A 21,333-nucleotide genomic window follows, 5' to 3' on the forward strand; every position below is an offset into this window, starting at 1 on the left:
ACGGCGCGGGCCGGCCCGCGCACCGGTGGCTCACCGGCGAGGGCGTGACCTCGCGCGACGTCACGGACGCCGCCGACTTCCGCCTCCTGGCCTCCGAGGGGCCGGCGGCCTGGGTGGCCGACCAGGTGGCCTACCAGGTCTTCCCCGACCGCTTCGCCCGCTCCGGCGCGGAGCGGGAGACGCCGTCGTGGGCCGACCGCGCCGCGTGGGACGACCCCGTGGTGCACCGCGGGCCGGGCGTGGGGCGGCAGTGGTTCGGCGGCGACCTCGACGGCGTCGCCGCCCACCTCGACCACGTCGCGTCGCTGGGCGCCTCGCTGCTCTACCTGACGCCCTTCTTCGAGGCCCGTTCCAACCACCGCTACGACGCGGTGACCTTCGACCACGTGGACCCCGCGCTCGGCGGTGACGCGGCGATGCGCCGGCTCGTCGACGCCGCGCACGCCCGTGGGATGCGGGTCATGGGCGACCTCACGACCAACCACACCGGCGTCGAGCACCCCTGGTTCCGCGCCGCCCTCGCCGACGCCGCCTCCGAGGAGGCGGACTACTACCGCTTCCTCGACGGCGACCCGATCGGCTACGAGACGTGGCTCGGCGTCGACAGCCTGCCCAAGCTCGACCACACGTCGGCGGCCCTGCGCCGGCGGTTGGTCGACGGGCCGGGGTCCGTCGTCGCCGAGCACCTGCGGCGCGGGCTCGACGGGTGGCGCATCGACGTCGCCAACATGACCGGGCGCCTCGGCGCCGACGACCTCGCCGTCGAGGTGGCCCGCCTGGCGCGCGCGACGGCGCAGGCGACGAGCCCGGGCGCGTGGATGCTCGCCGAGCACTGCCACGACGCCTCCGCCGACCTCGTCGGGGACGGCTGGCACGGCGCCATGGACTACGCCGGGTTCACCCGGCCGGTGTGGGCGTGGCTCAACGCCGGCTACCCCGGCGGTCCGGGGGAGGAGCACGGCCTGCGCTTCCTCGGCTGGCCCGTGCCCGTGCCGGTGCAGCCGGGCGGCGACGTCGTCGCGACGATGCGCGCGGTGCACGCGGCGATGCCCTGGCGGTCGTGGGCGGCGTCGACGTCGCACCTCGACACGCACGACACGCCGCGCTTCCGCACGGTGGTGGGCGGCGGGCGCAGCGGCCTCGCCGACCTCGCCGGCCGCGGGCGCGACCGGCACGTCGCCGGCCTCGCGCTGCAGATGACGCTGCCCGGCGTGCCGACCCTCTTCGCCGGCGACGAGGTCGGGTTCACCGGCCTCGACGGCGAGCACGCGCGCACGCCCATGCCGTGGGACCGCCCCGAGGCGTGGGACGCGCCGACGCTGGACGCCGTGCGCACCTGGGGCCGGCTGCGGCGGGACTCCGTCGCGCTGCGGCGCGGCGGGCTGCGCTGGGTCGCCGCCCGGGACGACGTCCTCGTGCACCTGCGCGAGCACGCCGAGCAGCGCGTGCTCGTCGCCGTCGCCCGGGCCGACCACGAGCCCGTCCGGCTGCCGCTGGCGGCGCTCGGGCTCCGGTCGGCGTCCCAGCTCGTGCCGCTCGTCGGCGGCCCGGCCGAGGGCGGCGGCGACGGCACCGTCGTCCTTCCGGGCCACGGCCCCTCGGCCTCGGCCTGGGCGCTCGAGGGCTGACGGCCCGACCCACCCCGACCAGACCCACACCGACCGAGCCACCCCGCCGCGGCGTCCCGGGGGACCGCCGCGGCACCGCACCCGCTCGGAACGACCACCAGGAGACCCCCGTGAGCACCACGACCGCCCCGGCCCGCCGCGTCCCCGCGAGCGCCCCGGTGACCTCGCCCACGCCCGCCGCCCCGCAGGCCCGTGACTGGTGGCGGCGCGCCGTCGTCTACCAGGTGTACCCGCGCAGCTTCGCCGACGCCGACGGCGACGGCCTCGGCGACCTGCGCGGCATCACCTCGCGCGTGGGCCACCTCGCCGCGCTCGGCGTGGACGCCGTGTGGCTCAGCCCCTTCTACCCCTCGGCGCTCGCCGACGGGGGTTACGACGTCGACGACCACCGCGCCGTCGACCCGCGCCTGGGCACGCTCGAGGACTTCGATGCGATGGTCCGGGCGCTGCACGCGGCCGGCATCCGGGTCGTCGTCGACATCGTGCCCAACCACACCTCCGACCGGCACGCCTGGTTCCGCGAGGCCCTCGCCTCGCCGCCGGGCTCGCGGGCCCGCGGCCGGTACGTCTTCCGCGACGGCCGCGGCCCGGGCGGCGACGAGCCGCCGAGCTCGTGGCGGTCGATCTTCGGGGGGTCCGCCTGGCAGCGGGTCGTCGAGGCCGACGGCACCCCCGGTCAGTGGTACCTCCACATCTTCGCGCCGGAGCAGCCGGACCTCGACTGGTCCGACGAGGAGGTCCGCGAGGACATGCTCGAGACGCTGCGCTTCTGGGCCGACCGCGGCGTGGACGGCTTCCGCGTGGACGTGGCGCACGGCCTCGTCAAGGACGTCGACGGCCACCTCGACGTCCACGTCGAGATCCTCGACACGGGGGTCGAGGGCGGCAACCACCCGCTGTGGGACCGCGACGAGGTGCAGGAGGTCTACGCGCAGTGGCGCCGCGACGTCCTCGACGCCTACGACCCGCCCCGCTCAGCCGTCGCCGAGGCGTCGGTGCACCCGGACCGGCGGGCGCGGTACGCCGACCCGCTCGGCCTCGGCCAGGCCTTCAACTTCGACCTCTTCGCCTGCGGCTGGGACGCGGGCGAGATGCGCAGGGCGATCGACGGCGGGCTCGCGCAGATGGCGGCCGGCTCGTCGGCGACGTGGACGCTCTCGAACCACGACTCGGTGCGGCACACGACGAGGTTCGGCGTGCCGCCGCGCGAGGGCGTCGGCTCGCAGGAGGCGGCGAAGGCGTGGGTCACGAGCGACGGCCGCGACCCGGTCGACCTCGACCTCGGGCTGCGCCGCGCGCGGGCGGCGCTGCTGCTCGAGCTGGCGCTGCCCGGTGCCGTGTACCTCTACCAGGGCGAGGAACTCGGGCTCCACGAGGTCGCCGACATCCCGTGGGACGCCGTCGAGGATCCCATCGCCGTGCGCTCGGGCGGTGAGGAGAAGGGGCGCGACGGCTGCCGCGTCGCGCTGCCGTGGACGCAGGACGGGCCGACCTTCGGCTTCGGCCCCGAGGACGGCGCGCTGCCGGGCATGCGCCAGCCCGCGTGGTTCGGGGTCGTGTCGGCGGCCGCGCAGGACGGCGTGCCGGGCTCGACGCTCGAGCTCTACCGCGCCGCCCTGCGCCGGCGGCGGGAGCTGACGACGGACGACGACGCCCTCACGTGGGTGGACGACGCGCCCGACGTGCTGCACCTCGAGCGGCCGGGCGGCTGGCGGTCGGTCACCAACCTCTCCGAGGTCGACGTGGCCCTGCCGGCGGGCGAGCTGCTGCTCGCGAGCGACGCGGCGCCGGACGCGTCCGACGTGGCGCAGGGCCGCGGCGTCCTGGCGCCCGGCACCTCGGTGTGGATGCGCTGACCGACCCGGCGCGCACCGGCGCCGCTGCCGGCTGGGCGCCCCTCAGGCGCCGACGAGGTCGTCGCGGGTGGTGAGGACGGCCACCTGCTCGGTGGCCCGCGCGGCGGGAGGCGGGGGCGGCGGCCCGGGCCGGACGCCCACCGCCTCCTCCGTGGCCGAGGAGGCGGGGACGCCCGCGACGGCGGCCGCGACGGCGACGTCCGCCCGTGGCGGCGCTGCGGCAGCGGCGGCGCCGGCTCCTCCCAGCAGGCCGACGAGGAGGGCGCCCGTGGCCGCCAGGACCGTCGCGGCACGAGGACGTCGGCGGGCGCGCCGCTCCGCCACCCGCGGCGCGCAGGGCGGGAGCTCCGGCCGGGTCCCGGCGGTCGGGTGCGCGTCGGGGGAGCCCTCGGCACGGGGGGAGGGGGCGAGCGGGGTCCGGCTCATGGTCCTCGTCCTGTCGTCGTCGGCGGTGCGGGCGGCGGCCCGGCGGGCCGGGCGCCCCGGTAGGAGGACCGTCGGCGCGACCGCTGTGACGCCGCTGTGCGGAGGCCGTGGCGACGGGAGGAGGTGCAGCGCCACCCGTCCGGGGACCTCCGGACGGGTGAGCGCCGGGTGGCGCGTCGTCGGCGGCGCGACGATCATCGGCGTCCAGCGAGCCCGCCGGCCGGCGGGCTCCCGACAGCGCCGCCCCGGCGGCCGGACGGAGCTGGCATGGGCATCGGACTCGGCATCTTCCTGCTCGTCGTCGGCGGCATCCTCGGCTTCGCCGTCGACGCGGACGCCGTGAGCGGCGTCAACCTCAACGTCGTCGGCTTCGTCTGCCTCGCGGCCGGCGCCCTGGCGCTGCTGCTCGGCATCGTGCAGACCACCCAGCGACAGCACCGGACGGACCGCGTCGAGTACGTCGACGAGCGCCGTCCGCGCGACTACCCGCCGCCGCGCCCCTGAGGCCTCGTCCGAGAGCTGCCAGTGGGGTCGGACCCTCGACGGCCGACCTGTTCGTCGGACGTGACCGCGCACGGTCACGTCCGACGAACAGGTCCGCCGAGCGGGGCCGGAGCGGAGCCGGTCAGGGGCGCACGGACAGCCGCGCCGCCGTCCCGAGCAGCGACACGGCGGCGAGCGCGCCGACGACGTCGCGGACGACGTCGTACGGCGTCACCGCGATGAGCAGCGCGACGCCGGTGGCGCCCGCGAGCACGAGCNGGCGGGGGAGGGGCGCAGCCGCTCGCGCAGCCCAGAGGCCCGGGCGGCCGGGCGCGCGACAGCGGCCAGCAGCGCCTCGGCGTCGCCGACGACGCGCACGCGCTCGCGCGCGCGGGTGAGCGCCGTGTAGAGCGTCTCCCGCGTCAGCAGCGGAGAGCCCGCGGGCGGTAGGACGAGCGTCACGGCGTCGAACTGGCTGCCCTGACTGCGGTGCACCGTCATCGCGTGCAGGGCCCGGGTGCTGGGGAGGCGGCCCAGCGGGAGCAGGCGAGGAGCCTCCCGCGCCCCGACGGCGGCGGCGAGGCTGCCCGCGCCGTCGTCGACGAGGACGGCGACGTCCCCGTTGGACAGCCCGGTGGCCGGGTCGTTGACGGTGACGAGGAGCGGCTCGCCGACGTGGTGGCCGTCCGCGCGGCGCACGCGGGGCACGCCCGCGGCCGCCTCGGCCGCCCGCGTCCAGCGCTCGGCCAGCTCGCCCCAGCGGCGCAGCCCGCGCGGGCCCGCGCGGTGCGCCGTCAGCAGGCGGTGCCGGTCGAGCGCGGCGAGGGCGCCCGCGGCGTCCCCGGCCCGCGCCGCCGCGCCGAGCGCCGTCGCGGCGTCGACGACGTCGTCGCGGACGTCGTCGAGGTCGGCCTCCGGCACCGCGTCGGCCGTGGTCGGCAGCAGAACGGCGTCCGGGTCGCCGGCGAGCAGCACGGCGAGGGCGTCCTCGCCGCGCCCGTCGCGGACGGCGGCCGCGAGGCGGTCCACCACCCCGCCACCCGCGTAGCGGCGGGTGGTGCGCAGCAGGCTGACCCCGTCGCGCACGGTGACCGGCCGCGTCGCCCGGGCGTCGGTGTCCGACGGCTCGCGACGACCGGGCTCGTCGGCCGGGAGGGCACCCACCTGCGCGAGGGCGTCGGCGAGGCGGGGGTGGCGCGTGCCGCCGGCGCCGGCGTCGACGAGGTCGCCCAGCACCGTGCCCGCCTCGACCGAGGCCAGCTGGTCGGGGTCGCCGACGAGCACGAGCCGCGTGTGCGGGCGCAGCGCCTCGAGCAGCCGCGCCATGAGGGTGAGCGAGACCATCGAGCTCTCGTCGACGACGAGGACCTCGAGGGCCAGCCGGTCGGAGCGGTCGTGGCGGAAGCGGTGCCGCGCGTCCGGCCGCCAGCCGAGGAGGCGGTGCAGCGTCGTCGCGGGCAGGTCGCCGAGCCGCTCGCGGTCCTCCTCCGGCAGCTTCGCCGAGGAGTCGCGGACGGCCTCGGCCAGCCGCGCGGCCGCGCGCCCGGTGGGGGCGGCCAGCGCCACCCGCCACGTCGGGTGCTGCTCGCGCAGCAGCGCGACGACCTTCGACACCGTCGTCGTCTTGCCCGTGCCGGGGCCCCCCGCGAGGACGGAGACGCGGGCCAGGGCGCACCCGGCGGCGGCCTCCCGCTGGTCGGCGTCCGCGGGGTCGAAGAGCCGGTCGAGGGCACGGCGCAGGACGCCCGCGTCGAGGTCGTCGGGTACGTCGGCGGCGCGGGTCGCGAGCTCGCGCGCGACGAGCTCCTCCTGGTCGCGGTAGCGGCCGAGCCAGACGCGCCCGCCCTCGACGCGCAGGGGCCCCCCGGCGAGCGGGCTGGCGGCCACGCGGGCGGCCCAGTCCTCGCCCGGCCACACCACGGCGTCGGCCGCGCCCCTCGCTGCCGCTCCCTCGTCCGCCGGCCCGTCCGCCGTGGACGGGGCGCCGTCGTCGGCCTCGTCGTCGACGTCGTCCGCGGCGGTCGTGTCCCGAGCCGTCGCCAGGTCGACGACGACCGAGCCCTGCCGGGTCGAGCGGACCACGAGCGCCGCGGCGAGCAGGACGGCCTCGTCCGCCTCCCCGGCGAGCGCGCCCAGGCGGCGGGCGACGTGGACGTCGGCGGCGTGGAGGAGGCCGGCCCGGTTGAAGTCGCGCAGCAGCCCGGTGGCGCGCAGCGCCAGGTCCCCGGCGCGCGGGTCGCCGCTCACGGCGCCGTCCCGCGGCCGGCGAGGTGGTCGGACGCCGCGACCACGAGCGCGGGCGGGGTCGCCCACGCCATGACGCCGGGCACCGCGCCGTCCTCCGCGGGCGCCGCCGACGGCCCGACCATCCCGCGCACGAAGAGGTACAGCGCTCCGCCGAGGTGGCGTTCCGGCGCGTACCCGGGCAGCCGCCAGCGCAGGAAGCGGTGCAGGGCCACCTGGTACAGCAGCGCCTGCAGCGGGTAGTGCGCGGCCACCATGGCCTCCTCCATCGCCGCCGGGCGGTAGTCCCAGGACGTCAGCGGTCGCTCGGGGACGCCGAGGCGGTTCGTCTTGTAGTCCACGACGACGTAGCGCGCGTCGCCCCCGTCGGCCGCGGGGAGCCGGAGCACCGCGTCGACGCTGCCGGTGAGGTAGCCGCGCAGCCCGCCGTCCTGCCCCGCCCCGCCTTCCTGCCCGGCCTCGACGAGCCCCTCGTCCGCGGTGAGGTGCTCGAGCGCGTCGGCGTAGGAGGCCAGCGGTCCGTCGGGGCAGTGCCGCCGCCACAGCGGCACGAGCCCGGCGAGGGAGGGGCGCAGCGCGGCTGCCCCGGCGTCGTCGCCCCCGGCGAGGGGCAGCTCGAAGTCCATCTCCGGCAGGCGGTCACGCGCGGGGACGTCGACGAGGCGGCGCCCGCCCGCGAGCGGCCCGAGCGGGGTCCGCAGGGCGAGGTCGAGGGCTCCGGTGAGCACGTCGACGTCGAGCGCGAGCCCCTGCGCCGCGGCCTGCTCGGCCACGAGGTCGCGCAGCACCCGGTCGGGAGCGCCGCCGGGAGCCCCGTCGGTGGCCGCGTCGGGAACGCCGTCGGAAGCCCCGTCGGGAGCGGTGAGGGCCGAGGGGTCGAGCTCCTCGAGGACCGCGTGGACGAGCACGCCGAAGCGCGCGCTGCCGGCGAGGGCGTCCCACGCCGAGGGCACCGCCGCGGGCGCCGGGCCCGCCCCGCCCGCCGCCCCGGCGCGGGTGGGGGCGCCGTCCGCGGGCAGGCGCTCGTCGTCCTCGACCGCCGCCTCCGGCTCGACGAGCGCACCGCCGCCGCCCGCGGGCGCGGGCCCGGCGTCGTGCGCCGCAGCGGTGAGGGCGCTGTAGGAGGTGCGGCGCCAGGAGGCGTCGAGGGTCCGGGTCCACCGGGCCGCCGCCAGGCCGTCGACGACCCGGTCGGGCGCGCGCCACGGCCGGCCGTCGGGCGGGCCGGCGACGCGCTCGACGACGAGGGAGCCGTCGCTCGCGGCCGCCCGCACCGCCAGGGCGGCCAGGGCGTCGTCGTCGGAGGGCACCGGCACGACGGCCGGGGGGACCCCGTCGTCGGGCGACCCGGGGAGGTCGGGCGCCCCGACGCCCGCGGGGCGGTGCAGCAGCAGCCGGTGCAGCGGGCCGCGGCCGGTGTTCGTCGTCCCCGCCCACCAGGCCGTGAGGTGGCTCGCGGCGCGGGTCAGCGCCACGTACGCGAGGCGCAGCTCCTCGTCGGACTCCGAGCGGTGGTGCTCGCGCACGTGCTCGGCCCACCCCGGCGCGCCCGGGCCCCCGACGTCGCGGCACCGGCGCCCGTCGGCGTCGTGGACGAGGGCCGTGGACGGCTTGCTGTTCTGCCACATGTCCCACGCGAAGGGCACGAGGATGGCGGGGAACTCGAGGCCCTTGCTCGTGTGCACGGTGAGGACCTGCACCGCCGCGGCGTCGGACTCCAGCCGGCGGCTGCGCTCGACGACCCCGTCGCGCCCGGCCTCCTCCACCTGCTCGCGCAGCCACGCCAGCAGGGCCGAGACGCCGAGGCCGTCCCGCACGGCCGCCTCGTGCAGCACCTGCCCGACGTGCCGCAGGTCGGTGAGCCGGCGCTCGCCGCCCACCGTCCCCAGCAGCCGCTCGGCGAGGCCGGCGGCGTCGGGCCGCGGCCGCTGCACCGCCTCGAGCAGGGCGCCGACCCCGCGGGCGTCGAGGAGCCGGGCCCACGCGCGCACGCGCAGCCCGAGGTCGTCGACGAGCGCGTCACCGCCCGCGTCGAGGGACGCGGCGTCGTGGCCGCCGAAGGCGCCCAGCGCGAGCAGCCGCACCCGCGCTCCGCGCTGCGGCTGCTCGAGGGCCTCGAGGAGCACGGTCCAGTCGGAGGCCGCCGGCGTCGTGAAGACGCTCGTGCGCCCGCCGACGACGACGGGCACGCGGACCCGCTCCAGCGCCTCGCGGACCATCTGGGCCTGCGCGTTGGTCCGCACGAGCACCGCGACGTCGCCCGGCGCGAGCGGCCGCTCCTCGCCGACGTCCCCGGCGGGAGCGGGGCCGTCGGGAGCGGCCGAGGGGTGGTCCGCGCGGCGACGCCGCTCGGGCGTCGTCGTCGTGACCGCGCCGCCGACGAGCGCCACGACCTGCGCGGCGACGTCGTCGACCACCCGCCGCCGCATGCCGGGCACCCGGGCCAGCCCGTCGCGGGTGAGCGGCAGCGCGTCCCGCGGGACGACGCGCAGCCGGACCGGCGGCACGCCCGCGACGCGGCGGCCGGTGAAGCGGGCCCCGAGCGGGCGCACGCGGATGCGGGCGTCACCGAGGGCGGCGCCGGCGAGGACGGCGTCGAGCCCCCGCAGCACCGGCTCGTCGCTGCGCTGGTTGGTGGCGAGCGTCCGCAGGTCGGCGGCCGCGTCGCGGGCGTCCAGGTAGGCGCGGACGTCGGCCCCGCGGAAGCCGTAGACCGCCTGCTTCGGGTCGCCGACGAGGACGAGGGCCCGGGCGACGCCGCCACCCGCCGTCCCCGCGGCGCCCGCCGCCGGCGCGTCGTGGAAGGCCGCGCGCAGCACCCGCCACTGGACGGGGTCGGTGTCCTGGAACTCGTCGACGAGGACCACGCGGTGCAGCGCCCGCAGGCGCTCTCGGGCGCGGGGGCCGCCGGCCGGGTCCTTGAGGACGTGCGCCAGGCGCAGCAGCAGGTCGTCGTAGCCCATCTGCCCGGCCGCGCGGAGCCGGCGCTGCACCTCCGCGCGGACGGCGCGGCCCACGCGGGCGCGCAGCGCGGGCAGCGCGGGGACGTCGGGCTCGCCGTCCCGCGGCAGCAGGTCGGTGGCCGGGTCGAGCGCGCTGACCCGGGCGAGGTCGCGGAAGTCCGCGGGGGAGAGGGCCGGCTCCTCGGCGCCCGGCGCGGCCCACCGGCGCAGGTAGAGGTCGTGCGCCACCTCGTCGACGACGTCGCGCACGTCCTCGACGAGCTGGGTGCGCGCGTCGTGGTCGGCGCCCGCGCCGAGCGTAAGGAGGACGCGCTGGCAGAAGCCGTGCGTCGTCGTCACCGTCGCCGCGTCGAACGACGCCAGGGCGTCGGCCAGCCGTCGACGGCGGAGCGCCACGTCGTCGGCGCCTCCGCGGCGCAGCAGCGCGAGCAGCTCGTCGGGCTCCTCCTCCGGCGGGACGTCGCGGGCCAGGGCGTCGCGGGCCTCGACGAGGCGGGCGCGCACCCGCTCGCGCAGCTCGCGGGTGGACTCGCGGCTGAAGGTCATGACGAGCAGCTGCTCGACCGGCAGGCCCGCCTCGGCGACGTAGCGGGCGACGAGCGCGGCGATGGTCCAGGTCTTGCCGGTGCCCGCGCTCGCCTCCAGCAGGGTCGTGCCGCGGGGCAGCGGGTCCTCGAGCCGGAAGGCGCGGGGCTCGTCGACCGGGGCGTCGTCCTCCGGGGTGTCGGCGACCGGGGCCACGTCCAAAGGGGCCACGTCCAGAGGGGCCACGTCGAGAGGGGCGTCGGCGACCGGGGGCACGGCGGGCCCGTCGCCCGCGGCGTCCGGCGACGGCGCGCTCACGCCGCGGCCCCCGTCCCGCCGGCCTCGGCGTCGAGCAGCCGGTCCCACACGCGGCGCGCCAGCGCGCCGAGGCGCGTCGGCTCGTCGGGCGCCCAGCCAGGGCCGCGCTCGGCGTCCGTCGGTGGGAACCACAGCTCGGCCGACGGCAGCTCGCGGCCGTGGAGCAGCAGGTGCTCGGGGTCGGCCGCCTCGCCCGGGAAGCGGTCGGAGTCCCACCTCCGCGCGGCGGCGTCCTGGGCGGCGAGCACGCTGCCGCCGCCGCGGCGGCGGGCCGCGTAGGCCTCGGCGGTCTTGAGCGGCAGCGGCAGCGGCTCGTCGAGGCCCGCGCGGTGCAGGGCGACGAGCTCGGCGAGGGCCGTCCGCGCGTCGTCGACGCCCAGGGGGCCGAGGACGCTGCGGGCGGCCCCGCCGTCGCCCCCGGCGCGCCCGACCGCGACGGCGCGCCACGAGGACGTCGCGCCGCCGCCCGAGCCGCTTGCGCCTGAGCCCGCAGCGCCCGAGCCCGCAGCGCCCGAGCCCTCGACGTCCGTGGCCAGGACGTCCGGGCGACCGGGGGCCCCGGCCGTCAGGGCGAGGAGGTCGAGCCAGGCGAGGAGGCGGTGCTTGGGCCCGAGCCGCGAGGCGGTGAGGTGCAGCGCCACGTCGCCCCGCACCCCGCCCACCGTGCCGACGACGCGCACCGGCGGCCCCCCGCCGGGCAGCGGGCCGAGGTCGGCGTCGACGTCGACCGCACCCGGCGGCAGCGCGCGCTCCGCCTCGGAGGCCCGCACGACCGCCTCGACCTCGCCGCCGACGCCGCGCAGGTACCGCTCCCCGAGCGGGCCCGGAGGCAGGTCGCCGCGGTGCAGCTCGACGGCGAGGAGGTCGGCGACGTCGTCGCCCGCCACCCGCCGGTCGAGCAGCCGCTGCGCGAGCGCCCACCGCTCGAGGCCGTCGGGGTCCAGCGGCAGGGCGTCGTCGGGCACCTCGTCGGGGCGGACGACGGAGACCTCGAGGCGCTGGCGCCAGAAGGCCCGCACCGGGTGCAGCAGGAAGGAGCGCAGGTCGGCCAGGGAGACCTCCGCGGCGGGCGCGCGCGCGGGCAGCGGCGCGGCCAGCACGGGGCGCGGGGGTCGGCGGGGCCCGGCCGCGGCACGGGCCGCCGCCAGCGCGCCGGTGTCGAAGCTGAACGGACGGGGCGCCGGCGACCCGGCCGGTGACGCGTCGTCCGGGGCGTCCCCGGCGGCACGGCCCGCGGCCGGGGTGCGGAAGGCCCGGGCGTCGAAGGGCTGCAGCGGGTGCGTGGTCGTGACGACGTCGCGCACGCGGCCGCCCGGCACCGTGGCGGTGCGGTCGAGCGCGTCGAGCAGCTCGTCGACCGGTACGGCCGGCGGCACCGCGGCGCCGGTGCGCTCGTCGGCGCCCGTGACGAGGACGAGCAGGTGGTCGCCGGCGGCGGCGACGGCGTCGAGGAGCAGCTGGCGGTCCTCGCTGCGGGGGTCGTGCTCGCCCGTCCACGGGTCGTGCACGAGCAGGTCGTCGCCGTCGACGGCGCTGCGCCGGGGGAAGGCCCCGTCGTCGAGCCCCAGGAGGACGACCACCCGGCTGGGGACCGAGCGCATCGGCACGAGGGTGCACACCGTCATCGCGCCCGTGCGGAACCCGGCGCGCGTGGGGCGCCCGACGAGGAGGTCGGCCAGCAGGACGCGGACGTCGGCCGCCCCGAGCGGCGCCTCGGACGAGCCCTCGGCCGCGCCGGCCAGCTCGCGGTGCAGCTGCGCCGCCTGCCACGGGCCGTCCGGCTCGGGGGCGGCGAGGCCGAGCACCGCGTCCTCCAGCGCGGCGGCCCAGGAGGCCGCGTCGCGGCGCCCCGCGAGCAGGTGCATGACGGCGTCCAGCCGGTCGACGAGCTCGGCCAGCGACCCGGCGAGCGCGACGTCGGAGCTGTCGACGTCGTCGAGCGGGACGGCGCCGCCCAGCACGAGGTCGGCGCCGCCCGTGCCCCCGACGTCCGCGGTGGTGGCCGGGTCGGCCGCGGCGGGCAGGCCCTCGACGGCCACCCCGAGCAGCAGGCGGTCGAGCCCGGCCCGCCACGTGCCCTGCCGGAGCCCGCCGAGCCCCCACCCGGCGCGGTGGTCGGCGTCGAGGCCCCAGCGGACGCCGGCGGCGACGACCCACCCGCGCAGCCGCTCCAGCGCGTCGTCGTCGAGGCGGAAGCGACGGCGGACGGCCGGGTGCCCCGCCAGGTCGAGCACCGCGGTGGCGGGCACGCGCGAGCCGACGAGGTCGAGGACCTGCGCGAGCACCTGCAGCAGCGGGTTCTCCCGGCGCGGGGCGCGGTCGGCCACGCGCACCCGCAGGTGCCGGACGGGGTGCCCCGCCGCGGCGGCCCCGGGCCCCGGCGCGCCGTCCTCGCCCTCCTCGACCGACCCGGCCCCGAAGGCCGCGGCCACCAGCGGGGCGAAGGCCTCGACGTCGGGGCACAGCACGAGCACGTCGCGCGGCTCGAGGGTCGGGTCGTCGGCCAGCAGCCCGAGCACCGCCTCGCGCAGCACCTCGACCTGCCGCACCCGCCCGTGGCAGGAGTGCAGGCGCACGCTCCGGTCGCCCGGGGCCGGCGGCGGCGGGTCCACGGGCACCTCGTCGCGGGCGAGGGCGCGCTGCAGGCGCTGCAGCAGCGTGCGGTCGGCGTGCGCGACGCCCGGGACTTCCAGGTGGGGCGGCAGGTGCTCGTCGCGGTGCTCGACCGCGGCAGGCGTGGGGGCAGCGGGGCCCGCGCCGCCCGGGGGAGGCGCGGCCAGCCCGTGCAGGCGCAGCAGCTGCTGGAGCTCGAGGAGGTCGCGGCCGAGCGAGCCGAGCAGCGGCTCGCGCAGGGAGCGGCGGACGACGTCGTCGCGGCGCCGGCGGGGTGCCGGCGCGGCGGCCACGGCGTCCCACAGCGCGGGGCTCGCGTGGTGCAGCCACAGGTGCACCTCGCGGTGGGCGGCCAGCGCGCCCAGGACGGCGAGGCGGGCGGGGGACAGGCGCGTCGGGCCGTAGACGGACAGGCGGTCGGGCAGGTCGACCCGCTCGGGCTCGGCGCGCAGCCGGGCGCAGGCGCCCTCGAGCAGCTCGGCGGGGGAGGGGCCGAGGCGCTCGCGCAGCGCCCGCCACACGTCGACCTGCCAGCGCAGGCCCTCGGGGACCTCGCCGTCGGCGCCGTCCGAGCAGCCGCCGGCGGCCCAGTCCACGAGCATGGCCGGGCGGGCCCGCCCGTAGGCGGCCAGGCGCCGGGCGAGCTGCTGGACGGCGGCCATGCGCCGGCCGTCCTCGGCGAGCGCGCGGTCCAGCGGCGTGCCGCCCTCCTCGAGCACCCCGAGCAGCGGCCAGGCGGACCGCCCGGCCGACCACGCCTCCACGGCCGCGGCGTGCTCCTCGGACACGGCGGCCACGGCCTCGTCGAGCACGCGCCCCGGGCGCGGCATGTCGACCCGCGCGCAGACGCCGTCCGGCGCGCCCCCGGGCGAGGCGCCCAGGGCGTGGGAGAGGCGCTGGGCGATCCAGCGCTCGACGCCCTGCGCGGGCACGGCGACGACGTCGCGCGCGAAGGGGTCGGCGGGCGGCACGGCGAGGACGGCCGCGAGGCCGCGCACGAGCGCGTCGGCGCTCTCGCTGCGGTGCACGACGAGCACGCGACCCCCTCTCCCGCTCGCGCCGGGCCGGGACGGCCGACGGCGCCGTGCGCAGGCTAGGAGAGGGGACCGACAGCCGGGGCCGACGGCCCACCGGCGCCCGGTCCGGGGCTGGCGGTCGGAGGCTGCCAGTCGGCTGGGAAGCGCCGCGGGGGTGAACCCCGGGGCCCGTGGTGCCGAAGGGAGGACGAGCAGCGCCGGCCGTCCGGCGCCGAGAGAGCCCGAGGAGCCCCCCTGCCATGTCCGTCCCCAGGACCGACGCCGCCCGCATCGCCGAGCACGTCGACCGCCTCGCCGACAAGCACCCGCCCATCGACCTCGCGTCGGCCGACTACTCGGTGCGCGACCCGCACGCCGTCCGCGAGCGCTTCGGCGCCTCGCTCGACTACATGGCGCGCGTCGAGATGGAGGTCGAGCGCAACGTGCTCGAGCTCGCGGTGATGCTGCCCGACGTCGGCGAGACGGACCGCCGCTTCTACGCCGACGTCTGGAGCCCGCAGGAGGAGCGCCACGGCGTCCTGCTCGACACCCTCGCCCAGCGCCTGGGCATGCCCCCGGTCGAGGCGAACACCGGCGACGTGCCCGCGAGGGTCCGCGTCCTCGGCGCGCTCGCCCACCTGTCGCCGGTGCACGAGGTCATCCGGCTCCTCTACTACCTGACCGGCGCGGCGACCGAGAAGGCCGCGATGCTCGCCTACCGGCGCATGAGCGACGGCCTCGCCGCGATGGGGGAGACGGCGATCCAGCGCACCGTCGTCGACGCCATCAAGGTCCAGGAGCCGGGCCACTTCGCCTTCTACCGCCTCAGCGCGGAGGAGATGGTGCGCTCGGGGGCCCTCGCGCCGTGGCAGATGCACCTCGCGCGCGTGCTGCGCTCGAAGGCCTATAGCCTCGTCGGGGCCAAGGGCGCCGAGCAGCGCACCCGCTTCGGCGGCGTCATCGTCGACCTCGGCCTCGACGACGACCTCGTGCGCTGCGCCGAGGACGTCTCCCGCCTCGAGACCCAGCTGCTGTGGGCCCACGAGGAGGGGCTCAAGGTGCCGGCGTACGCGCTCAAGGCGTTCCGCGACGCCGCGGCGAGCTACCGCGAGCGGGTGGGCGGGCGTCTCGTCGCCGCCTGAGCGGCTGCGGCGGGGCCGCAGAGGCCGACGGACGACCGAGGGCCCCGACCGCGTGCGGTCGGGGCCCTCGTCATCGGAGCGGGTGACGGGAATCGAACCCGCGCTATCAGCTTGGGAAGCTGAAGTTCTGCCACTGAACTACACCCGCGTGCGGCCCGCCCTGCGGCGAGCGGGCGCCACTGTACCCGGAGCCGACGGCGTCGCCGCACGTCCGCCGCCCGGGCCGGACGCGGGCCCCCCGGCTCGCCGCCGCCCGCTACCGTGCGGGCGTGCTGCTCTCCGACCGGGACATCCGCGCCGAGCTCTCCGCCGGCCGCGTCGTCCTGGAGCCGCTGGACGAGGCGATGGTGCAGCCGTCCAGCGTCGACGTGCGCCTCGACCGCTTCTTCCGGCTCTTCGACAACCACAAGTACGCGGTCATCGACCCGGCGCAGGAGCAGCCCGATCTGACCCGCCTCGTCGAGGTCGAGCCCGACGCGCCCTTCGTCCTGCACCCGGGAGAGTTCGTCCTGGCCTCGACGTTCGAGGTCGTCACGCTGCCCGACGACGTCGCCGCGCGCCTGGAGGGCAAGTCCTCGCTGGGCCGCCTCGGGCTGCTCACGCACTCCACGGCCGGCTTCATCGACCCGGGCTTCTCCGGGCACGTGACGCTCGAGCTCTCCAACGTCGCGACGCTGCCCATCACGCTGTGGCCGGGCATGAAGATCGGCCAGCTCTGCTTCTTCCGCCTCTCCTCGGCGGCGGAGCACCCCTACGGCAGCGACCGGCACGGCTCGCGCTACCAGGGGCAGCGCGGCCCGACGGCGAGCCGCTCCTCCCAGAGCTTCCACCGCACCCGCGTCTGACCACCCGCGTCCGACTCGGCGTCCGCGCCCGTCAGCGATAGCGCGCGCCGGACGCCGAGGTGGCAGCGCCTCGTCGCGCTCTTCCACGACGAGGGGCTGCCACCTCGCCGGGTGACGCCGTCGGCACCCGCGCGAAAGGGGCATGGCGGACGGGCGGTCCGGGTGCGATGCCGGCTCCGGGAACAGATGCCGCAGGCACGGGCTTCGACCTCCCAGGTGAGCAGCGCAGCCGCCGACCGTCCGACCGACCGCCGGCGTCCGCGCCCCGCCCCAGGAAGCAGACCGTGACTGCCACCCCCCGCTCCACCACCCGCCCGCTCGACGGGCAGGGCGTGCCCGCCGCCCGCACCGCGCCGCCGCAGGGCCCGGACGTCCGCGACGCGGTCACGCCGCCGGCCCCCGAGCACCACCACGGCGCCCACGACGACGGCGCCGACGAGGTGCTCCCCGACGTCGGCGCCTCGTGGACGACGGCGCAGCGCGTCCGCCTCATCCTCACGCTCGGCGTCCTCGTGGCCCTCGGCCCGCTGACGATCGACATGTACCTGCCCGCGCTGCCCAACATCGGCGAGCAGCTGCTCGCCACGCAGGCGCAGGCGCAGCTCACCCTCACCGGGCTCCTCGGCGGTCTCGCGCTCGGGCAGCTCGTCCTCGGGCCCCTGTCGGACCGCTTCGGGCGGCGCAAGGTGCTGCTGTCGGGCGTGGCGACCCACGCCGTCGCGTCGGTGCTGTGCTCGCTCGCGCCGACCATCGAGTTCCTCACCGCGGCGCGCGTCCTGCAGGGCGTCGCCAGCGCGGCCAGCGCCGTCGTCGCGCTCGCCGTCGTGCGCGACCTCTTCAGCGGGATCGCCGCGGCCCGCACCCTCTCGCGGCTCACGCTCGTCATGGGGGCGGCCCCGATCGTCGCGCCGACCCTCGGCGGCTTCCTGCTCGTCCACACGAGCTGGCGCGGGGTCTTCGTCACCCTGGCGGGCTTCGCCGCGGTGCTCCTGCTCGTGGCGGCCAAGCTGCTGCCCGAGACGCTGCCGCCCGAGCGCCGTCGCCACGGCGGCGCCGCGTCCGTCGTCCGCACCTACGGCTCGCTGCTCAAGGACCGCCGCTTCGTCGGGCTCGTGCTCGTCGCCGGGCTGGCGTTCTCCATCATGTTCGCCTACATCTCCGGCTCGTCCTTCGTGCTGCAGGACCTCTACGGCCTCTCGCAGCAGCAGTACGCGCTGGCCTTCGGCAGCGGCGCCGTCCTGCTCATCGGGGCGACGCAGCTCAACCCCGTGCTCGCCGAGCGCTTCCACCCGGTGCGCGTCATGCAGGCCGGGCTCACGTCGGCGCTCGTGCTGACGGCGACGCTGCTGGTGCTCGTCGCCACGGAGACGGGCGGCCTCTTCGGCCTCCTCGTGCCGCTCTGGCTGACGCTCGGCTCCATCGGCTTCGTCCTGCCCAACGGGCCCGCCCTCGCCCTCACGCGTCACGGGCGGGCCGCCGGCACCGCCGCGGCCGTGCTCGGGTGCACCCAGTTCGGCATCGGCGCCCTCGCCGCACCGATCGTCGGCCTGGTCGGCGGCGGGGCCGTCGGCATGGTCGCCGTCATGGTCGGCGCGGCCACCCTCGCCGTCACCGTGCTCATGGTCGTCGTGCAGCCCAAGGTCCTCGACGACCGCACGCCCCGCCGCGTCGCCGCCGCCGCGGCCTGACCCGCGCGCCGCTCTGACGACGGCCGCCGCCCCGCACGGGGCGGCGGCCGTCGTCGCGTCCGGCACACTGGCGGGGCGCCCCGCGAGGGGCGAGGAGGGCTGGCCGAGCGGCCGAAGGCGGCGGTCTTGAAAACCGCTGGGCGGGCGACCGTCCCGTGGGTTCGAATCCCACGCCCTCCGCGCGTGGCCATGGCTGCGCGGCCGGCGGTGCGGTCCGCGGTCCCACGGGCTCCGTGGCGCGGCTCAGCCGGTCCACCCCAGGAGCTGCTCGCCCGCGGTGAGGGCGCCGAACCAGACCGCCACCGCGGCCACGGGCACCAGCAGGGACCAGGCGCCGTGGTGGCGGTGGACCAGCACCGCCACCACCGCGAGGACGCCCCAGAGCACGAGGAGGGCGACGACCGCCCAGAGCGGCGCGAGCAGACCCGACGACGCGTAGAGCCAGAGCGCGACGAGGTGGAGGACGGCGGTCAGCGCACCCGTCAGCCGCGACGCCGCGACGGAGGTCATCGCCGCACCGTAGGGACGACCGGGCAGGCGTGCGACCCGTCGCGTGGAGTCCGCCGCCTCCCGCGGCGACCCGTGGCGCGCGGGCCGCCGGCGCGGCTCGGGCACGCCGCGCCGCGGCGACGCAGGGCGTCGGAGGCCACCGGCCCAGGGGAGGCAGCGCGCTCGCCGGTGTCACCGGCCGAGCTCCGGGAGCCCGCCCGCACCGACCGTTGAGGTGGCGTCTCGGCGACGTCGGCACGGCGCGACCGTCGCCCCGCCCGTGGCTCGCCGGGCTCGTCGTGTCGGCGACACTGGGACGTCGTCCGTCCCGCCGTCCCCAGGAGCTCCTCGTGCCTTCCGCCACCGTCCGCTGGTTCGACGCCGAGCGGGGCTTCGGCTTCCTCGCGCCCGAGGATGGCTCCGACGACGTCTTCGTCCACGCCTCCGAGGTGCTGCCCGCCCGCGACGGCGTCCGCACGCTGCGCGAGGGCCAGGCCGTCGACTTCGAGGTCGGCGAGGGGCCCCGCGGTCCGCAGGCGCTGCGCGTCCGGGTGACCGGGGACGTCGCGGCCGACGCCGCGCTCGCCGCGCTCGGCACGGTCGCCTGGTTCGAGCCCACCAAGGGCTACGGCTTCCTCACCCCCGACGACGGCGGGGCCGAGCTCTTCGTCCACGGCTCCGCGGTCGTCACGGCCGGGGTCCTCGTCGAGGCGCAGCGCGTCGCCTACCTCGTCGGCGAGGGCGAGAAGGGGCCGCAGGCCGAGCACGTGCTGGCGCTCGCGGCCTCCGCCGGTCCCGCCGGTGCCGGTGCCGGTGCCCAGGCCGACGGGGCCGACGGCACGGTGTCGTGGTTCGACGCCGAGAAGGGCTTCGGCTTCGTCGTGCCCGACGACGGCGGCGACGACCTCTTCGTGCACGTCCGCGCGCTCGCCGGCGGGCTCGACGGGCTGGAGGAGGGCGACCGCGTCGCCTACGACGTCGTCGAGGGCGACCGCGGCCCGCAGGCCCGCGACGTGCGCCTCGTCGGCGGTCCCGGCGGCGCCCCGGCGGGCCGGGACCGCGGCCCGGCGCGCGGCAGCGCCCCCCGTCGCGGCGCCCCGGCGCGCGGCGGGTCGGGCGCCTCCGGCGGTCCGACGCCCCGCGGCGGCGAGGGCGTCGTCGCCCGCTTCGACGCCGACCGCGGCTTCGGCTTCATCCGCCCCGACGCCGGCGGGGACGACCTCTTCGTGCACGTCTCCGTCGTGCGCGGCGCCGAGGGCCTCGAGGAGGGCGACCGCGTGCGCTTCGGCGTGCGGCGCAGCGACCGCGGGCTGCAGGCGGACAAGGTCGAGCTGCTCTGACGAGGGGCGGCCCGCCCCGCGACCGGCGCGGGCCCGGGTGGGACGCCCCGTGGGAGCGCTCCCCGACGCGGGCGTGGCAGGCTGGTCGCGGTGCCGACGCCGGCGCCCCGGGCCGTCGCGCCCGGCCCCCAGGCGCTGCGAGGGCGCCGCCCGTGGAGGCTCGTGAGCATGCTCGTCGCAGGGATCGACTCGTCGACGCAGTCCTGCAAGGTCGTCGTCCGCGACGCCGAGACCGGCGCCCTGGTGCGCTCCGGCCGCGCGTCGCACCCCGACGGCACCGAGGTCGACCCCGCCGCCTGGTGGACCGCCCTGCAGGAGGCGGTCGAGGACGCCGGGGGCCTCGCGGACGTCGAGGCGGTCGCCGTCGGCGCCCAGCAGCACGGCATGGTCTGCCTCGACGCCGACGGCCAGGTCGTGCGCCCGGCGCTGCTGTGGAACGACACCCGGTCCGCCCAGGCGGCGCAGGACCTCATCCTCGAGCTCGGCGACGGCGACGAGGAGGCCGGCCGCCGCGCCTGGGCCGAGCAGGTCGGCGTCGTGCCCGTGCCGAGCTTCACCGTCACCAAGCTGCGCTGGCTGGCCGACCACGAGCCCGAGAACGCGGCGCGGACGGCGGCGGTGGCGCTGCCGCACGACTGGCTCACGTGGATGCTCGCCGGCGGCCCCGAGGCCGGGCTCGAGGCGCTCGCCACCGACCGCGGCGACGCGAGCGGCACGGGCTACTGGAACGCCTCGACCGGCGAGTACGTCCCCGACGTCCTGCGCCGCGCGCTGCGCCGCGACGAGGGCGCGGACCTCCCGCACCTGCCCCGCGTCCTCGGGCCGGCCGAGAGCGCCGGCCGCGGCGCCGAGGGCGGCCTCGCCCCCGGCGCGCAGCTCGGCGCCGGCACGGGCGACAACGCCGCCGCCTCGCTCGGCGTCGACGCCCGCCCCGGTGACGTCGTCGTGTCCATCGGCACCTCGGGCGTGGTGTCCGCGCCGTCCGACACCCCGCCCGTCGACCCGAGCGGCATCGTCGCCGGGTTCGCCGACGCGACCGGCCGCCAGCTGCCGCTCGTCTGCACGCTCAACGCCGCCCGCGTGCTGACGGCGACGGCGAGCATCCTCGGCGTCGACGTCGGCCGCCTGTCCGAGCTCGCGCTCGAGGCGCCGTCGGGCTCCGGCGGCCTCGTCCTCGTCCCGTACCTCGAGGGGGAGCGGACCCCGGACCGCCCCGGCGCCACGGGCGCCGTCCACGGGCTCACGCTGGCGACGTCGACGCCGGCGCACCTGGCCCGCGCGGCCGTCGAGGGGCTGCTGTGCGGCCTCGCGGACGGCGTCGACGCGCTCGTCGCGCAGGGCACGCGGGTCGACCGCGCCGTCCTCGTCGGCGGCGGGGCCAAGTCGGAGGCGCTGCGGCGGATCGCCCCGGTCGTCCTCGGCCGGCCCGTGCTCGTGCCGCCGCCCGCGGAGTACGTCGCCGACGGCGCCGCCCGCCAGGCCGCCTGGCTCGCCCTCGGCGGCGACGAGCCCCCGACCTGGGGCGAGGGCGCGCGCGACGGCGAGAGCGTCGCCTACGACGCGCCGGAGGACCCGGCGCCCGGCCGCGCCGTCCGCGAGCGCTACGCGCAGGTGCGGGACCTCACCGACCGCTGACCTCGCGCCGAGCTCGACCACGGCCGCGCACCGCCCACCCGGCGGGGGGGGGGGGGGGGGGGGGGGGGGGGGGGGGGGGGGGGGGGGGGGGGGGGGGGGGGGGGGGGGGGGGGGGGGGGGGG

General features: G+C 78.9%; 14 protein-coding genes and 2 tRNA genes. 9 read left to right on the forward strand and 7 right to left on the reverse strand.

Translation table 11 applies throughout. From position 1 onward, the window contains the following. Both WDV85_RS06415 and WDV85_RS06420 read left to right on the forward strand, forming a co-directional pair. A partial coding sequence (locus tag WDV85_RS06415; protein ID WP_339569851.1) for a glycoside hydrolase family 13 protein occupies window positions 1-1,628 on the forward strand: 1,628 nt, incomplete at its 5' end. A gap of 158 nt (window positions 1,629-1,786) precedes the next feature. Then, a complete protein-coding gene (locus tag WDV85_RS06420) occupies window positions 1,787-3,484 on the forward strand; it encodes a glycoside hydrolase family 13 protein (protein WP_445263243.1) in 1,698 nt (565 codons plus the stop codon). A gap of 42 nt (window positions 3,485-3,526) precedes the next feature. Here WDV85_RS06420 and WDV85_RS06425 read toward each other — a convergent pair whose 3' ends face one another. Beyond that, entirely contained in the window at window positions 3,527-3,910 is a 384-nt protein-coding gene (locus WDV85_RS06425) for a hypothetical protein (RefSeq protein WP_339569853.1), read from the reverse strand. 267 nt (window positions 3,911-4,177) lie between these two features. Here WDV85_RS06425 and WDV85_RS06430 point away from each other — a divergent pair, with 267 nt between their 5' ends. Beyond that, on the forward strand, window positions 4,178-4,414 hold the full coding sequence (locus tag WDV85_RS06430) for a DUF6458 family protein (RefSeq protein ID WP_298802739.1): 237 nt from the start codon (window positions 4,178-4,180) through the stop codon (window positions 4,412-4,414). 121 nt (window positions 4,415-4,535) lie between these two features. Here WDV85_RS06430 and WDV85_RS06435 read toward each other — a convergent pair whose 3' ends face one another. From WDV85_RS06435 to recC, 4 genes are all read right to left on the reverse strand, one after another. Further along, on the reverse strand, window positions 4,536-4,667 hold the full coding sequence (locus tag WDV85_RS06435; protein WP_339569854.1) for a hypothetical protein: 132 nt from the start codon (window positions 4,665-4,667) through the stop codon (window positions 4,536-4,538). Beyond that, on the reverse strand, window positions 4,625-6,706 hold the full coding sequence (gene recD / locus WDV85_RS06440; protein ID WP_445263207.1) for an exodeoxyribonuclease V subunit alpha: 2,082 nt from the start codon (window positions 6,704-6,706) through the stop codon (window positions 4,625-4,627). Before recD ends, WDV85_RS06435 begins: the two co-directional genes overlap by 43 nt. Further along, window positions 6,637-10,443 (reverse strand): UvrD-helicase domain-containing protein, encoded by a 3,807-nt coding sequence (locus WDV85_RS06445; RefSeq protein ID WP_339569856.1) that lies wholly within the window; start codon window positions 10,441-10,443, stop codon window positions 6,637-6,639. The genes recD and WDV85_RS06445 overlap by 70 nt, the downstream gene beginning before the upstream one ends. Then, a complete protein-coding gene (recC, locus tag WDV85_RS06450) occupies window positions 10,440-14,093 on the reverse strand; it encodes an exodeoxyribonuclease V subunit gamma (RefSeq protein WP_339569857.1) in 3,654 nt (1,217 codons plus the stop codon). The genes WDV85_RS06445 and recC overlap by 4 nt, the downstream gene beginning before the upstream one ends. Window positions 14,094-14,332: 239 nt before the next feature. Between recC and WDV85_RS06455 the strand changes: the two genes are divergently transcribed. Beyond that, on the forward strand, window positions 14,333-15,214 hold the full coding sequence (locus WDV85_RS06455; RefSeq protein WP_339569858.1) for a GTP-binding protein LepA: 882 nt from the start codon (window positions 14,333-14,335) through the stop codon (window positions 15,212-15,214). 77 nt (window positions 15,215-15,291) lie between these two features. Here the strand turns inward: WDV85_RS06455 and WDV85_RS06460 are convergent. Then, window positions 15,292-15,362: transfer RNA gene (locus tag WDV85_RS06460), tRNA-Gly, on the reverse strand. A gap of 121 nt (window positions 15,363-15,483) precedes the next feature. Between WDV85_RS06460 and dcd the strand changes: the two genes are divergently transcribed. The 3 genes from dcd (at window position 15,484) to WDV85_RS06475 (ending at window position 17,927) form a co-directional block, all read left to right on the forward strand. Continuing rightward, entirely contained in the window at window positions 15,484-16,059 is a 576-nt protein-coding gene (gene dcd / locus WDV85_RS06465; protein ID WP_339569859.1) for a dCTP deaminase, read from the forward strand. A gap of 284 nt (window positions 16,060-16,343) precedes the next feature. Continuing rightward, complete coding sequence (locus WDV85_RS06470) at window positions 16,344-17,747, forward strand: multidrug effflux MFS transporter (protein ID WP_339569860.1); 1,404 nt, start codon at window positions 16,344-16,346, stop codon at window positions 17,745-17,747. A gap of 93 nt (window positions 17,748-17,840) precedes the next feature. Next, a tRNA-Ser gene (locus WDV85_RS06475) sits at window positions 17,841-17,927 on the forward strand. A gap of 63 nt (window positions 17,928-17,990) precedes the next feature. Here WDV85_RS06475 and WDV85_RS06480 read toward each other — a convergent pair. Next, window positions 17,991-18,257: a hypothetical protein gene (locus WDV85_RS06480; protein WP_339569861.1), complete on the reverse strand. Its 267-nt coding sequence runs from the start codon at window positions 18,255-18,257 to the stop codon at window positions 17,991-17,993. 329 nt (window positions 18,258-18,586) lie between these two features. Here WDV85_RS06480 and WDV85_RS17070 point away from each other — a divergent pair, with 329 nt between their 5' ends. Continuing rightward, window positions 18,587-19,576 carry a cold-shock protein gene (locus tag WDV85_RS17070; protein WP_445263208.1) on the forward strand — a complete coding sequence of 330 codons (990 nt, stop codon included), beginning with the start codon at window positions 18,587-18,589 and terminating at the stop codon, window positions 19,574-19,576. A gap of 168 nt (window positions 19,577-19,744) precedes the next feature. Next, window positions 19,745-21,211 carry a xylulokinase gene (gene xylB, locus WDV85_RS06505; RefSeq protein WP_298802755.1) on the forward strand — a complete coding sequence of 489 codons (1,467 nt, stop codon included), beginning with the start codon at window positions 19,745-19,747 and terminating at the stop codon, window positions 21,209-21,211. Window positions 21,212-21,333: the final 122 nt, after the last annotated feature.

Origin of the sequence: Pseudokineococcus sp. 5B2Z-1, from assembly GCF_037482305.1 — a bacterium.
GTDB lineage: Bacteria > Actinomycetota > Actinomycetes > Actinomycetales > Quadrisphaeraceae > Pseudokineococcus.

Coding starts and splice junctions, on each gene's coding strand:
- WDV85_RS06425 (WP_339569853.1), bottom strand. CDS start 3,910: ATGAGCCGGACCCCGCTCGCCCCCTCCCCCCGTGCCGAGGGCTCCCCC.
- WDV85_RS06430 (WP_298802739.1), top strand. CDS start 4,178: ATGGGCATCGGACTCGGCATCTTCCTGCTCGTCGTCGGCGGCATCCTC.
- WDV85_RS06455 (WP_339569858.1), top strand. CDS start 14,333: ATGTCCGTCCCCAGGACCGACGCCGCCCGCATCGCCGAGCACGTCGAC.
- WDV85_RS06480 (WP_339569861.1), bottom strand. CDS start 18,257: ATGACCTCCGTCGCGGCGTCGCGGCTGACGGGTGCGCTGACCGCCGTC.
- xylB (WP_298802755.1), top strand. CDS start 19,745: ATGCTCGTCGCAGGGATCGACTCGTCGACGCAGTCCTGCAAGGTCGTC.